This is a genomic window from Streptomyces sp. NPDC005863, assembly GCF_042871345.1.
Lineage (GTDB): Bacteria > Actinomycetota > Actinomycetes > Streptomycetales > Streptomycetaceae > Streptomyces.
Genome location: NZ_JBIAII010000005.1, coordinates 112019 through 125413 on the forward strand (window position 1 = coordinate 112019; position 13395 = coordinate 125413).

A 13395-nucleotide genomic window follows, 5' to 3' on the forward strand; every position below is an offset into this window, starting at 1 on the left:
CCGACGGCCGTTCCGAGTACCGTCACCACCGCACCTCATCGCACGAAAGCAGGAACAAGCAGACATGAACGACGACTACGAGCTCCTTGTCGTGGGCTCCGCCAACGCCGACCTGGTGGTGGGTGTGGAGCGGCGCCCCGCGCCGGGCGAGACGGTCCTCGGCTCCGACCTGGCCGTCCACCCGGGCGGCAAGGGCGGCAACCAGGCGGTCGCCGCCGCCCGGCTCGGCGCCCGCACCGCGCTCCTGGCCCGGGTCGGCGACGACGCCCACGGACGGCTCCTCCTGGACGCACAGCGCGCGGCCGGCGTGGACACCGACGGCGTCCTTCAGGGCGGCGCGCCCACCGGCGTCGCGCTGATCACCGTCGACCCGTCGGGCGACAACAGCATCGTGGTGTCGCCCGGCGCCAACGCCCGGCTGACCCCCGAGGACATCCGGGCGGCGGGCGGCCTGCTCGCGGCGGCCCGGGTGGTCTCCAGCCAGCTGGAGATCCCGCTGGACACGGTCGCCGAGGTGGTGCGCACACTGCGCCCCGGGGCCCGCTTCGTCCTGAACCCCTCCCCGCCGGCCCCGCTGCCCGACGAGGTGCTCGCCGCCTGCGACCCGCTGGTGGTCAACGAGCACGAGGCGCGGGTGATCCTCGGCGAGGACGCGGGCGACGCCCCCGAGGAGTGGGCGCGCGGCCTGCTCGCGCTCGGCCCGCGCTCGGTGGTGATCACGCTGGGCGCCGAGGGCGCGCTCACCGCCGAGGCCTCGGCCGACGCGTGCGTACGGGTGCCGAGCCCGCGGGTCGACGCGGTGGACACGACGGGGGCGGGCGACGCCTTCACCGCGGCGCTCGGCTGGCGGCTCGGCCTCGGCGAGGATCTGCCGACGGCGGCGGCGTACGCGGTACGGGTGGGGGCGGCGGCGGTCACCCGCAAGGGGGCGCAGGACTCCTACCCGACGGCTTCGGAGCTCCCCGAGGCCCCGGAGGTCCCGTCCCGGTGAAGAAGTCGGGGATACTCAACCGCCATCTCGCGGGCGCGCTGGCCGAGTTGGGGCACGGGGACACGGTGCTCGTCTGCGACGCGGGCATGCCGATCCCGGCGGGCCCGCGCGTGGTGGACCTGGCGTTCCGCGCCGGGGTCCCGTCCTTCGCGGAGGTGCTCGACGGGCTCCTCGCCGAGCTGGTGGTGGAGGGCGGCACGGCGGCGGACGAGGTGCGGGAGGCCAATCCCGAGGCGGCGCGGCTGCTGCGGGAGAGCCTGCCCGCGCTGGAGTTCGTCGCGCACGAGGAGGTCAAGCGCCGTTCGGCGGCGGCCCGTCTGGTGGTCCGCACCGGCGAGGCGCGGCCGTACGCGAACGTGCTGCTGAGGTGCGGGGTCTTCTTCTGACGGAGATCCTGACGGAGGCCTGAGGGGACGGGCGGGCGGGGGCCGGGGCGCGAGCCGGTCCACCGTGAACCGACCGGGGCGCGAGCCCGGTACACCGCGAACCGACCGGGGCGCGAGCCCGGTACGCCGCGAACTGTCCGCTATACGAACGCGGTTGACCGCAATGTGACCGGATTCCGCCCTTGACGGTGGATCGTCAAGACCTCAACATCAGGCAACGCACCAGCTCCAAAGGCGCCCCGCGGCACCCGCGTCGCAGGGCGCCTCGCACGTTCCGTCCCTCTCGCCGTTCGGAATACGGAGCCCCACATGAACCTGTACAGACGCGCGGCCGTCGGTGCCGCCACCCTGGCCATCGGCGGCCTGCTCGCCACCGCCGCCCCGTCGGCCGCCGCCCCCTCACCCACCGTCGCGGCGCCCGACATCCCGCTCGCCAACGTCAAGGCGCACCTCACCCAGCTGCAGTCCATAGCCTCGGCCAACGGCGGCAACCGCGCCCACGGACGCCCCGGCTACAAGGCCTCCCTCGACTATGTGAAGGGCAAGCTGGACGCGGCCGGATTCACCACCCGTATCCAGCAGTTCACGTCCAGCGGCGCCACCGGCTACAACCTGATCGCCGACTGGCCGGGCGGCGACGCGAACCAGGTCCTGATGGCGGGCGCGCACCTCGACAGCGTCTCCGCGGGCCCCGGCATCAACGACAACGGCTCGGGCTCGGCCGGCATCCTGGAGACCGCGCTCGCCGTGTCGCGCGCGCAGCTCAAGCCGGACAAGCACCTGCGGTTCGCCTGGTGGGGCGCCGAGGAGCTGGGCATGGTCGGCTCCCGGTACTACGTCAACAACCTCCCGTCCACGGACCGTTCGAAGATCAGCGGCTATCTGAACTTCGACATGATCGCCTCGCCGAACCCGGGCTACTTCGTCTACGACGACGACCCCACGATCGAGAAGACGTTCAAGGACTACTACGCGGGCCTGAACGTCCCCACGGAGATCGAGACCGAGGGCGACGGCCGCTCCGACCACGCCCCGTTCGACAGCGCGGGCATCCCGGTCGGCGGCCTGTTCAGCGGCGCCGAGCGCAGCAAGTCCAGTGCGCAGGCGCAGAAGTGGGGCGGCACGGCGGGTCAGGCCTTCGACCGCTGCTACCACTCGTCCTGCGACACCTCGTCGAACATCAACGACACGGCTCTCGACCGCAACAGCGACGCCATCGCGTACGCGATCTGGAACCTCGCCGGGGACGGCACGCCCGTACCGCCCGGCGACAGCTACGAGAACACCGCGGACGTCGCCATCCCGGACAACGGCACCGCGGTGACCTCGACGGTGAACGTGACCGGCCGCACCGGCAACGCCCCCGCCACCCTCAAGGTGGACGTCGACATCCGGCACACCTGGAGGGGCGACGTGGTCGTCGACCTGGTCGCACCGGACGGCACCGCGTACCGCCTGAAGAACTCCAGCAGCAACGACTCGGCGGACAACGTCGTGGCGACGTACACGGTCAACGCGTCGAGCGAGACCGCGAACGGCGCCTGGAAACTCCGCGTCCAGGACGTGGCCGCCCAGGACACGGGCTACATCAACAGCTGGAAGCTGACGTTCTGACCACCTGAGCGGACCCGGATCCGGGGCCCCCTCCGGGTCCGGCCGCTCAGCCCTCCTCCGCCGTCAACCGCAGCGAGATGCTGTTGATGCAGTACCGCTGGTCCGTCGGCGTGGGGTAGCCCTCGCCCTCGAAGACGTGGCCGAGGTGCGAGCCGCAGCGTGCGCAGCGGACCTCGGTGCGCACCATGCCGTGCGAGCTGTCCTGCACCAGCTCGACCGCGTCCGTGTCCTTGGGGTCGAAGAAGCTCGGCCAGCCGCAGTGCGACTCGAACTTCTCGCCCGAGGTGAACAGCTCCGCGCCGCACGCGCGGCAGGAGTAGACGCCCTTGGTCTTGGTGTCGGTGTACTCGCCCACGAAGGCGGGCTCCGTGCCGGCCTGGCGCAGCACCGCGTACTCCGAGGGGGTCAGCTCCGCCCGCCACTGCTCGTCCGGCTTCTCGACGTCGTACGACATGGGTGACATCCCCTTCGCTTCGAAAGCTCCGCTACTTGGCCGGCTCGGTCAGCTCGGCCAGGATCTGCGGGCCGAGGTCCGTGACGTCGCCCGCTCCCATGGTGAGAACGAGATCGCCGGGCTTCGCCATTCCCGCGATCAGCCGCACGGCCGCCGCCTTGTCGGACGCGGCGGTCACCTCGGCGCCCGCCGCGCGGGCCGCGTCGATGATCAGGTCGCTGGTGATGCCGGGGATCGGGTCCTCGCGGGCCGGGTAGATGTCGAGGACCACCGAGGAGTCGGCGAGGGCGAGGGCCTGGCCCATCTCCGTGCCCAGCTCCTGGGTGCGCGAGAAGAGGTGCGGCTGGAAGAGGACCAGGATGCGCGCGTCGCCCGCGGCGGAGCGCATCGCCTCCAGGTCGGCCGTCATCTCGGTGGGGTGGTGCGCGTAGGAGTCGATGACCTGGACCCCCGCGGCCTCGCCCTTGAGCTGCAGGCGGCGCTTGACGCCGGTGTACGACTTCAGGGCGCCGGCCAGGTTCCGCGAGGGGATGCCGAGCGCGATGCCCGCGGCGAGGGCCGCGACCGCGTTGCTCGCGTAGTGCCGGCCCGGCACGGAGACCGTGAAGGTCAGCAGCTTGCCGTCCAGGAGCACGGTGACCTCGCTGGTCAGACCGCGCGCCGTGATCTTGTGGATGCGCAGGTCGGCGTCCTCGGACTCGCCGTACGTGACGACCTTGAGCCCTCCGAGGTCGCGGATGCGCTTGGTCAGCTCGACGGCGCCCGGCTGGTCCGCCGAGACGACCAGCGTGCCGCCGGGCACGACCTTGCCGGCGAAGATCTCGAAGGACTCGTAGATCTCGTCCATCGACGCGTAGTTGGCGTGGTGGTCGAGCTCCACGTTGAGGACGACGGCGACCTCGGGGGCGTACTTGTGGAAGCTGCGGTCGCTCTCGTCGGCCTCGGCCACGAAGATGTCGCCCGCGCCGTGCAGCGCGTTCGAGCCGGGCACGTCCAGGTCGCCGCCGATCGCGTACGACGGGTCGAGGCCGAGGGTGGCGAGGGTGACGGCGAGCATCGACGTCGTCGTGGTCTTGCCGTGCGTGCCGGCCACGGCGATCGGGCGCACGCCCTCCATCAGGGCGGCGAGGGCGTCCGAACGGTGCACGACCGGGATGCCGAGCTCGGTGGCGCGGGCCAGCTCGGGGTTGTCGGCGCGGATGGCGGAGGAGACGACGACGCAGGTGGCGTCGGAGGCGAGGTGCCCGGCGTCGTGGCCGATGTGGACCGTGACGCCGAGCGCGCGCAGCGCGTCGGCGGTGGCGGACTCGCGGGCGTCGCTGCCCGCGACCTCGGCGCCGCGCTGGGCCAGGATCTTGGCGATGCCCGACATTCCGGCGCCGCCGATGCCGATGAAGTGCGGTCGTTCCATGTCGGCGATGGAATGGGGCAGGCCGGGTGCCATGCGCGTGTCTCCCCTGGTGGTGCGGTACGGGTACGTCGTACGCCGCCTGTCACGGCGTACGACGTCTGAGCAGCCCCCAGCCTATTGCCTCGCCGGAAGCGGCTACGCCTCGTCCGCCGCGCTGTGCGAGAAGAGCTTGAGGACCGGCACGCCCACCTTGTGCCGGGCCCGCGAGGCCCAGTCGCGGTGGAAGAACTCCTCCACGTAGTGCGGGTCGGTCAGGACGATCACCTCGTCGGCCCCGGCCTCCTCGACCAGGGTCTTGAGCGCGTCCAGCGGGTGGTCCTCGATCAGCCGCCCCTGCGCCGCGCAGCCCGCCGCCCGCAGCGCCCTCAGGGAGACGTCCAGTGCCTGCTCGCCGAGGTGCGTCGCCTCCTGCCCCTCCGGGGTCTCGCCCTCGCGCGCCGCCTCGTCCAGCTCGCCGAGGGCGACGTCGTCGATGGCCCGCAGCAGGCGGTCCGCCTGGTCGCCCCGGGGCTGGAGCAGCACGTGGAAGGCGACCGGCTCGTCGCCGTGCAAAGTGGTGACGAATTCAACGTCGGCGGACGTCAGGGCCTTCTCGATCATCAATACGCTTGTGAACACGCCAGGCGCCCTTCTCATCCGTGGGCCGGCTTTCAGGCCCTTGCGGAAACCATCCTGCCCCGTTACCGCACGGGGACTGCGAGATCTAGTGTGCCCGGCCGAAGCCAAACGGAACGACTGATTCCGCCGATTGTCAGGTTCGGCGGTACCGAGTGAAGAGGAACCCGGCCTCTTCCAGCACGGACGTCAGTGCGAAGCGGTCCGGCACCGTGAGCGCGGAGCCGCCCGCGATCCGCTGGGCGTCCCCCGAGGTGAGCATCGGCGACACCGTCAGACAGAGCTCGTCCAGCGCCCCCGCGGCCACGAACTGGCCGAGGAGCCGGGGCCCGCCCTCGGTGAGCAGCCGGGTCAGCCCCCGCTCGGCCAGCGCCGGCGCGACCCGCTCCGGTTCCACGGTCGCGCCCTCGCCCGCGATCAGCACGACGGCGCCCGCCTTCTCGGCCGCCGCGATCCGCTCGGCGGGCGCGGCCGCCCCCGTCACCAGGAGGGTGGGCGTCAGCGGCGCCGTGAAGAGCGGGAGGGAGAAGTCCAGGTCGAGGCCGGCGCTGACCACCACGATGGCGGGCGCCGGCGACTGTCCGGCCGCCGCCCTGCGTGCCTCGAAGGCGGCCCGCGCCTTCGCCGGGCGGTACCCCTCCTTGCGGACGGTCTCGGCGCCGACGATCACGGCGTCGGCGAGGCTGCGCAGGGTGCCGAAGATCCGCATGTCGGTGTCGCCGGAGATCGGGTGCGAGCGGCCGTCGTGGTGGGCCGCGCCGTCGAGCGTGGAGACCATGTTGGCGCGCAGCCAGGTCGCCTCCCCCGCGGGGTAGGCGTAGGCGTCGGCGAGCTCGTCGAGTCCCCACTCCCGGTCGGCACTCTCGTCGAGTCCCCGCTCCCGGTCGGTGCTCTCATCGTGCCGCCGGGGGGCCCGGTCGGATGTCCGGTCCTCCGCGCGGATGTCCGGCCGGTCGGCTGTCGGGTCGGTCACAGGGAACAGGCGTCGCATATCCGCAGTCTCGCATGCCCCTTAAGCTGGGGAACCGTGTCGTCCTCCACCTCAGCCCCCGGGCACCGCCGCACAGGCGAAGTGGCTCCGCTGTCCCTGTGCGCCCGCGAGCCCCATGTCCCCGCCGACCGCCTGGTCGCCGAGATGGTGCCGCCGCCGCGCTTCGACTCGGTCCGCTTCGACACCTACATCCCGGACCCCGGTCAGCCCAGCCAGACCGAGGCGGTCCGCGCGCTGAGCGCTTTCGCCGCGGGCCTCGGCGGGGCGCACGCCTCCGGATCGGGCAGGAAGAGGTGGTTCGGGCGCTCCAGGGCCGCCGCTCCCGCGGGCCCGCGCGGCATTTACCTCGACGGCGGCTACGGCGTGGGCAAGACCCACCTCCTGGCCTCCCTGTGGCACGCGACGCCCGCCGCGCCCGAGCAGAAGGCGTTCGGCACCTTCGTCGAGCTCACGAACCTGGTCGGCGCGCTCGGCTTCCAGCAGACCGTGCGCACCCTCGGCGAGCACCGGCTGCTCTGCATCGACGAGTTCGAGCTCGACGACCCGGGCGACACGGTGCTGGTGTCGTCGCTGCTCGGCAAGCTCGTCGAGCAGGGCGTGGCGCTGGCCGCGACGTCGAACACGCTGCCGGGCAAGCTCGGCGAGGGCCGGTTCGCGGCCACCGACTTCCTGCGGGAGATCCAGGGCCTCTCGGCGCACTTCACGGCGTTGCGCATCGACGGCGAGGACTACCGCCACCGTGGCCTGCCGGAGGCCCCCGCCCCGTACTCCGAGGAGCAGGTCACCAAGACGGCCTACGCCACCGACCGCGCCTCGCTCGACGACTTCCCGCACCTGCTGACCCACCTCGCCGAGGTGCACCCCAGCCGGTACGGCGCGCTGACCGACGACCTCGACGCCGTCTGTCTGACCGATGTGACACCGGTGCCCGACCAGTCGACCGCGCTGCGCCTTGTGGTGCTCGCCGACCGGCTGTACGACCGAGAGGTACCGGTGCTCGCCTCCGGGGTGCCCTTCGACCGACTCTTCAGCGAGGACATGCTGAACGGCGGATACCGGAAGAAGTACTTCCGCGCCATATCGCGGCTCACGGCGCTCGCACGGGACGCCAAGGGGCTCGTGGGCGAGTAGGCCCGCGGGCGGCATCGGCAGGACCGGGCCACGGGACGGCGCGCGAAACGGAAGCTACGCGCGTGGTTCCCGTGCCCTCAGGCGCGTGGTACACACATCCGGTCACATTCCTGTCCGCCAGCAGGAGGTTGCCCATCATGACTGCCACACGACGTCAGGTTCTCGCCCGCTCCGGTGCGCTGGGCGCGGGGATCGCCTTCACCGGCGCACTCTCGGAACTCTTCGCGGGCACCGCGGCCGCGCACGGGAAGGCCGGCTACGGCCCCCTCGTCCCCGACCCCAAGGGCCTGCTCGACCTGCCCAAGGGCTTCCGCTACACGGTCCTCTCGCGCGAGGGCGACGAGCTGCGCTCCGGCGAGGGCAAGGTCCCCAGCAACCACGACGGCATGGCCGCCTTCCGGGGCCGCAGCGGCGGCACGAACCTCGTGCGCAACCACGAGAACCGCGCCGACGGCCGGGTTCCGGTGCCGACCGTGAAGGGACTCACGTACGACCCGATGGGCAAGGGCGGCTGTACGGCGCTCGCGCTCGACCGGCACAACCGGGTCCTGAGCGAGCGCGTCGCGATCGCCGGGACCGCGGTCAACTGCGCGGGCGGGCCCACCCCTTGGGGCACCTGGCTCACCTGCGAGGAGACCGAGGACAAGGCCGGCACGAACGGCTACACCAAGGACCACGGCTTCATCTTCGAGGTCGACCCGGTCGACCCGCACCGCACCGGCGCGGTGCCGCTGACCGCGATGGGCCGCTTCCAGCACGAGGCGATCGCCGTCGATCCCAAGCGCGGAATCGTGTACGAGACCGAGGACGCCTTCGACAAGCCCTTCGGCCTCTTCTACCGCTTCCTGCCCAAGAAGCCCGAGGGCGGCCGGGGTTCGCTGCGCGCGGGCGGCAGACTGCAGGCGATGCGGGTGCCCGGGGTGCCGGATCTCTCCTCGGTGAAGGAGACCGGCGCGACCTTCGACGGCATCGAGTGGGTCGACGTGCCGGACCCGCTCGCCGCCCAAACCCCCATCCGCTTCCAGGACTTCGGCAAGAAGGGCATCACGCACGCCCAGAAGCTGGAGGGCTGCTACTGGGGCGGCTCGTCCGTCTACTTCGTGTCGTCCTTCGCGCACAGCGCGGCGGGCTCGGCCGGCGACCACTACGGCCAGATCTGGCGCTACGACCCGTCCCGGCGCCGCCTCACCCTCGTCGTCCTCTTCGGCCCGAGCACCGACGTCCAGCTGCCCGGCGAGTCCCCGGACAACATCTGCCTCGCGCCCAGCGGCGGTCTGATGGTGTGTGAGGACGGCGGGGGCGCCCAGTACGTGTTCGGCCTCACCCGCGGCGGCGAGGTCTACGCGATGGCCCGCGGCCGGCAGAACATCGGCACCCCCGACAAGCCCGAGTGGGGCGAGTTCGCGGGCGTCACCTTCTCGCCGGACCACGACACGATGTACGTGAACTGCTACACCCCCGGCACGACGTTCGCGGTGACGGGTCCCTGGCACAAATAGGCCCGCCGGCGCGGCGCGGAACACACCCGTGGCGGGACTCGGCGGGCCCGCGGGCGGTTCTTCGGGCGGGGCGGATGACCGTGGGTCACCGCCCTCGCGCGGGGCGCGCGTACGGTCGCGGAACGCCGTTCGGCGGCCCCCGCGGACCCCGCGTAAAGCGGCTCTGACCTGGGCCTATGGGGTGTGCGCGGCCTACCATCAGGTTCTGCGAAAGGGGACTTGATGGACCGCAGCGTACGCACGATCGACGACGTGATGAAGCTCCTGGACGGGCTCTTCGAGCCGGCGGCCGACCGGTGGTCGGCGGACGGGGCGGCGTGGTGGGACGGCTTCTACGCCGACCGTTCGAAGCCGGTGCCGTTCTTCGCCGACAAGCCCGACGAAAGCCTCGTCTCGTACGGGGAGCGAGGTCTGCTCACCCCGGGGCGCGCCCTCGACCTGGGCTGCGGCCCGGGGCGCAACGCCCTGCACCTCGCCTCGCTCGGCTACGCGGTGGACGCCGTCGACCTGTCGCGGGGCGCCCTCGCCTGGGCGGCGGACCGGGCCCGCGCGGCGGGGGCCGAGGTGCGCTTCCACCACGGTGACGCCTTCGCACTCGTGGGGGCGGAGCTGAGCGGCCCGTACGACCTGATCCACGACTCGGGCTGCTTCCACCATCTGCCGCCGCACCGCCGCGTCAGCTATCTCGCCCTGCTCGACCAACTCCTGGCCCCCGGCGGCCACTTCTCCCTCAGCTGCTTCGCGGCGGGCGAGGCGGGCATGGGCTCGGAGCTCTCCGACGCGGACTTCTACCGGCGGGGCGGGTTGCACGGCGGCCTGGCCTACTCGGCGGAGTCGCTGCGCCGCATCTTCGCCGGTCTGACGGAGGTCGAGCTCCGCCGCATGCACGACGAGCCACCCGGCTCCCCGCGCTTCGGCGAACCGTTCCTCTGGGCGGCGCTGTTCCGCCGGGACGACGCGGACCAGGCGGACGGGCAGGCCTAAGGCCTGGTCCCGCCGCCCCCGCGCACCAGCCGCACCTTGTCGACGCCCAGCAGCCCCGCGAGCGGCACCTTCGCCGTGGTCTGCCGGGGGTCGACCGTCACGCCCTCGGCGCGCAGGATGTCGAGGAGCATGCCGGCCAGCGGCATCACCATGTGCCGCCCCCAGCAGCGCTCGGAGACGTGGCCGAAGGGGAGGTAGCCCGGGTGGTCGTCGGGGTCGAGCGTGTCCCAGCGCTCGGGGCGGAAGACGTCCGGGTCGTCCCAGAGCGCCGGGTCGCGGTGGCTGAGCAGCGGCAGCAGCAGCACGTCGTCGCCCGGGCCGATGCGGTCGTCGAGGGCGGGGTACTCGGGGCCGGCGTTGCGCAGGAGGTTCCAGGACGGCGGGAGCAGCCGCATCGACTCGTAGAGGATGTGTTCGTTCGGCGTGTCGTCGTCGAACGGCGCCCCGAGCCAGTACGCGTTGGCGACGAGCGTGGAGACGGTGAAGCAGACGGGCGCGGCGGCGCGCCGGTACATGCCCATGGCGTAGCGGCGTTCGCTGTAGTTCGCGGCGTTCGCGGTCGGGCCCGCGATGCTGGTGGCGGGCGCGCCGGGACGGAGCCTGCCGGGCAGGGCGGCGCCGGTGGCGATGACCGCCCAGGTCAGCTTGGGTGTGAGCTCCAGGGTGCGGTCCATGAGGATGCGCAGCCGGTACGGGTCGGCGCCGAGGATCAGGTCGCGCAGGTAGACGTGGCCGACGTGCGGCCACTGCCCCGAGAGGTCGAGGCGGCCCGGCACCGGCTTCTTCAGCGCCGCCCGTACGTCGCGGCCGATGGCCTGCATGACGGAGGCCGCCTCCGTACGCGGGATGGAACGCCCCTGCAGCGGTTTGAAGGTGGGGCGTTCGCGCTCGGTGGCCGGCCGGGCGGCGAGGATCTGGTCGGTCAGGGCGGGTCCTGCGACGCCGACCGTGTCGGCGTCCAGGCGGAACAGGTCCTCGCCGCGGTGGTCGCGCAGCAGGGCGTCGAGCCGGGGCGTGAGGAGGGTGGTCCGTGCGAGCCCGGCGGTACCGGATATGGACATCGGGAGTCTCCAGGAGCGGGAGGCCCGCACCCGGCGGCCGGTTCACGGCACACCGGGCGCGGGCCTCGACGGCGCGTTGCGTCCCTACGGAATGTGCGTCCGCGCGGGATGCGCGCGGTGTCCTGCCTGCGGCCTAGTACCAGATGTACCAGGCGTAGGACTTGAGGCTCTTCTCTCCGGTGACCTTCTTCTTGAGGGAGCGGACAACCTTCATGTGCATACCTCCGGTCGTTTCCGTTCGTCCGTGCCGGACACGGACGAGCGGAGGATCTCCGTCCCCGATCAACAACCGATAAACGGCCAGGTGATGGGCTATGCCGGGCATATCCGGAGTGCGTCGGTGAGCGGACGGCCATGCCGTAGGGGAAGAGGGGCGGGGGCGGCGTTCCGTTCCGGTTCACCCGGTCGTCGGAGGTACACGAGCTCCTGATACCAAGATCCTTGGAGACCGTCCGGCCGTCCGCGGGCGCGCGGGGGACGCAGGGGACGCAGGAGAGAGGCACCACGATGCAGCTGCACACCCACGAGTGGGGAACCGGCGACCGGATCGCCCTGTTGATCCACGGGATGATGTCGGACCACCGCACCTGGCGGCGCGTGGGGCCCGCCCTCGCGGACCGGGGGTACCGCGTGATCGCCGTCGATCTGCGCGGCCACGGCGCGAGCGGGCGGGGCACGTACGGCGCGCGGCTCTTCGCCGACGACCTCGTCGACACGCTGCCGGCCGGCGCCGACCTCGCGCTCGGGCACTCACTCGGCGGTCTCGCCCTGTCCCTCGCGGCCGAGCGGCTCGCGCCCGCGCGGGCCGTCTACTGCGATCCGGCGTGGGCGCTCGGCACCGACGGCGCGGTCGACCCCGCGGCGTTCGTGGCGTTCCAGCGGCTCTCGCGGCAGGTGATAGCGAAGTTCAACCCGCGCTGGGAGGCGGCCGACGTGGACGTCGAGGTCGCCACGCTGGCCGCCTGGGACCCGGACTCCGCGCTGTCGCTGTCCGGCCCGCACGCCGCCGACCACACGCCCGCCGCACCGGTCGTCCCCTCGCTCGTCCAGGTCGCGGACCCCAGCCCCGTCGTCGACGCGGCGCTCCAGGAGGAGCTGGTGCGGCGCGGGTTCGAGGTGCGGACGGTCCGGGGCGCCGGGCACACCATGTACCGGGACGACTTCGACGCGTTCATGGGCTCGCTGGAGGGGTGGCTCTGAGGGCCGGGCGTGGCGGTGGAGTGAGACCTCGCGACCTCTGGGGCCCGTTGTCCTATTTGGCGTATTAATGCCTATATTGTCGCGCGGGTGATCACTCTCGTACGGAGATGCGCCGCGCTCTGCGCCCTCGGCTCCCTGACCGTCGCCCTCGCCGGCTGCGGCGCCGGCACCGCCACGTCCGGTCACGCGGGCCACACCGCCCGCCCCGCGCCGACCGCCCCCTCCTCGTCCGCTCCCCCGACCCTCGCGCCGGGCCCCGCCGGGATCACCCCCGTGTTCACCAACGGGTCCCGCAAGCACGGCCGTACCGTCGCCCTCACCTTCGACGCCGACATGACCGCGGACCAGGGGCCGCGCGCGGCGGCCGGTGAGCGGTTCGACAATCCGGCCCTGGTCGCCACGTTGCGGCGGCTGAAGGTGCCCGCCACGTTCTTCATGACGGGCCGGTGGGCCGAGGAGTACCCGAAGCAGGCCAAGGACATCGGCCGCGACCCGCTCTTCGAGGTCGCCAACCACTCGTACAGCCACCACGCCTACACCGGCGACTGCTACGGACTGCCGACCGTGCCCTCGGCCCGTATGCGCGCCGACATGGAGCGGGCCTTCGCCGCGTTCCGCACGGCGGGCGTCGAGCGCCGCGTGCCGTACTTCCGCTTCCCCGGCGGCTGTTACGACCGGCAGGCGCTGCGGGCGCTGGCGCCCGGCGGCGTGACCGCCGTGCAGTGGGACGTGGTCGGCGGCGACGCCTTCGCCACGGACTCCTCGGCGGTCGCCCGGCAGGTGCTCGACGGGGTGCGGCCGGGTTCGGTCGTCGTCCTGCACTGCACGCGCAGCGCGGCGCCCGCGACGGAGCGGGCCCTGCGCACGATCGTCCCCGGCCTGCGCGAGCGCGGGTACCGGTTCGTCCGGGTCTCGGAGCAGATCCGGTCGTCCGGGGCGCCGGGGACGACGGGGGCGACGCCCCGGGCGACGGGTGCGGGGGACGCGGCGGACTCGGCGGGGCGGGACGCGTCCAACAGGTCCTGAACCGGGGCGGCGGGTCCTGAACCGGCCCGACT

Annotated in this window: 14 protein-coding genes; 8 read left to right on the plus strand and 6 right to left on the minus strand. The window is 72.7% G+C overall.

What is annotated here, in order from left to right; translation table 11 throughout:
• Positions 1-64: 64 nt before the first annotated feature.
• The 3 genes from ACFYO9_RS19625 to ACFYO9_RS19635 all read left to right on the plus strand — a co-directional run bounded on the left by ACFYO9_RS19625 (position 65) and on the right by ACFYO9_RS19635 (position 2991).
• Positions 65-991, plus strand: a complete 927-nt coding sequence (locus tag ACFYO9_RS19625) for a ribokinase (RefSeq protein WP_358775181.1) — start codon at positions 65-67, stop codon at positions 989-991.
• Positions 988-1377, plus strand: coding sequence for a D-ribose pyranase (gene rbsD, locus ACFYO9_RS19630; RefSeq protein WP_355805139.1), 390 nt, complete (start codon positions 988-990; stop codon positions 1375-1377). Before ACFYO9_RS19625 ends, rbsD begins: the two co-directional genes overlap by 4 nt.
• A gap of 309 nt (positions 1378-1686) precedes the next feature.
• Positions 1687-2991: a M28 family metallopeptidase gene (locus ACFYO9_RS19635; RefSeq protein WP_358775183.1), complete on the plus strand. Its 1305-nt coding sequence runs from the start codon at positions 1687-1689 to the stop codon at positions 2989-2991.
• Positions 2992-3037: 46 nt separating this feature from the next.
• Here the strand turns inward: ACFYO9_RS19635 and msrB are convergent, their stop codons facing one another.
• The 4 genes from msrB to ACFYO9_RS19655 all read right to left on the minus strand — a co-directional run bounded on the left by msrB (position 3038) and on the right by ACFYO9_RS19655 (position 6462).
• Positions 3038-3445, minus strand: coding sequence for a peptide-methionine (R)-S-oxide reductase MsrB (gene msrB / locus ACFYO9_RS19640; RefSeq protein WP_355805133.1), 408 nt, complete (start codon positions 3443-3445; stop codon positions 3038-3040).
• Positions 3446-3476: 31 nt separating this feature from the next.
• Positions 3477-4889 carry a UDP-N-acetylmuramate--L-alanine ligase gene (gene murC / locus ACFYO9_RS19645; protein ID WP_358775185.1) on the minus strand — a complete coding sequence of 471 codons (1413 nt, stop codon included), beginning with the start codon at positions 4887-4889 and terminating at the stop codon, positions 3477-3479.
• 102 nt (positions 4890-4991) lie between these two features.
• Positions 4992-5474: an indole-3-glycerol phosphate synthase gene (locus tag ACFYO9_RS19650; RefSeq protein WP_358775187.1), complete on the minus strand. Its 483-nt coding sequence runs from the start codon at positions 5472-5474 to the stop codon at positions 4992-4994.
• A 133-nt stretch (positions 5475-5607) separates the two neighbouring features.
• On the minus strand, positions 5608-6462 hold the full coding sequence (locus ACFYO9_RS19655; RefSeq protein WP_388666447.1) for a pyrimidine reductase family protein: 855 nt from the start codon (positions 6460-6462) through the stop codon (positions 5608-5610).
• A gap of 36 nt (positions 6463-6498) precedes the next feature.
• On the opposite strand from ACFYO9_RS19655, the gene zapE reads away from it, so the two are divergent.
• The 3 genes from zapE to ACFYO9_RS19670 all read left to right on the plus strand — a co-directional run bounded on the left by zapE (position 6499) and on the right by ACFYO9_RS19670 (position 10076).
• Positions 6499-7593: a cell division protein ZapE gene (gene zapE / locus ACFYO9_RS19660; protein ID WP_358775190.1), complete on the plus strand. Its 1095-nt coding sequence runs from the start codon at positions 6499-6501 to the stop codon at positions 7591-7593.
• A gap of 137 nt (positions 7594-7730) precedes the next feature.
• Positions 7731-9092 (plus strand): PhoX family protein, encoded by a 1362-nt coding sequence (locus ACFYO9_RS19665; protein ID WP_355805119.1) that lies wholly within the window; start codon positions 7731-7733, stop codon positions 9090-9092.
• 222 nt (positions 9093-9314) lie between these two features.
• A complete protein-coding gene (locus ACFYO9_RS19670; RefSeq protein WP_358775191.1) occupies positions 9315-10076 on the plus strand; it encodes a class I SAM-dependent methyltransferase in 762 nt (253 codons plus the stop codon).
• Here ACFYO9_RS19670 and ACFYO9_RS19675 read toward each other — a convergent pair.
• Entirely contained in the window at positions 10073-11137 is a 1065-nt protein-coding gene (locus tag ACFYO9_RS19675; protein WP_358775193.1) for a cytochrome P450, read from the minus strand. The two genes, ACFYO9_RS19670 and ACFYO9_RS19675, sit on opposite strands and share 4 nt — an antisense overlap.
• A 133-nt stretch (positions 11138-11270) precedes the next feature.
• Complete coding sequence (locus ACFYO9_RS19680) at positions 11271-11462, minus strand: tryptorubin family RiPP precursor (RefSeq protein WP_358775195.1); 192 nt, start codon at positions 11460-11462, stop codon at positions 11271-11273.
• 182 nt (positions 11463-11644) lie between these two features.
• Here ACFYO9_RS19680 and ACFYO9_RS19685 point away from each other — a divergent pair, with 182 nt between their 5' ends.
• Entirely contained in the window at positions 11645-12337 is a 693-nt protein-coding gene (locus ACFYO9_RS19685) for an alpha/beta fold hydrolase (RefSeq protein WP_358775197.1), read from the plus strand.
• An 87-nt stretch (positions 12338-12424) separates the two neighbouring features.
• On the plus strand, positions 12425-13363 hold the full coding sequence (locus ACFYO9_RS19690; RefSeq protein WP_358775199.1) for a polysaccharide deacetylase family protein: 939 nt from the start codon (positions 12425-12427) through the stop codon (positions 13361-13363).
• Positions 13364-13395 lie beyond the last annotated feature (32 nt).

Bases quoted from the DNA above. Each gene is read 5' to 3' on its own strand.
- ACFYO9_RS19625 (WP_358775181.1), top strand. From the start codon at position 65: ATGAACGACGACTACGAGCTCCTTGTCGTGGGCTCCGCCAACGCCGAC.
- ACFYO9_RS19635 (WP_358775183.1), top strand. From the start codon at position 1,687: ATGAACCTGTACAGACGCGCGGCCGTCGGTGCCGCCACCCTGGCCATC.
- msrB (WP_355805133.1), bottom strand. From the start codon at position 3,445: ATGTCGTACGACGTCGAGAAGCCGGACGAGCAGTGGCGGGCGGAGCTG.
- murC (WP_358775185.1), bottom strand. From the start codon at position 4,889: ATGGCACCCGGCCTGCCCCATTCCATCGCCGACATGGAACGACCGCAC.
- ACFYO9_RS19655 (WP_388666447.1), bottom strand. From the start codon at position 6,462: ATGCGACGCCTGTTCCCTGTGACCGACCCGACAGCCGACCGGCCGGAC.
- ACFYO9_RS19665 (WP_355805119.1), top strand. From the start codon at position 7,731: ATGACTGCCACACGACGTCAGGTTCTCGCCCGCTCCGGTGCGCTGGGC.
- ACFYO9_RS19670 (WP_358775191.1), top strand. From the start codon at position 9,315: ATGGACCGCAGCGTACGCACGATCGACGACGTGATGAAGCTCCTGGAC.
- ACFYO9_RS19675 (WP_358775193.1), bottom strand. From the start codon at position 11,137: ATGTCCATATCCGGTACCGCCGGGCTCGCACGGACCACCCTCCTCACG.
- ACFYO9_RS19680 (WP_358775195.1), bottom strand. From the start codon at position 11,462: ATGCCCGGCATAGCCCATCACCTGGCCGTTTATCGGTTGTTGATCGGG.
- ACFYO9_RS19685 (WP_358775197.1), top strand. From the start codon at position 11,645: ATGCAGCTGCACACCCACGAGTGGGGAACCGGCGACCGGATCGCCCTG.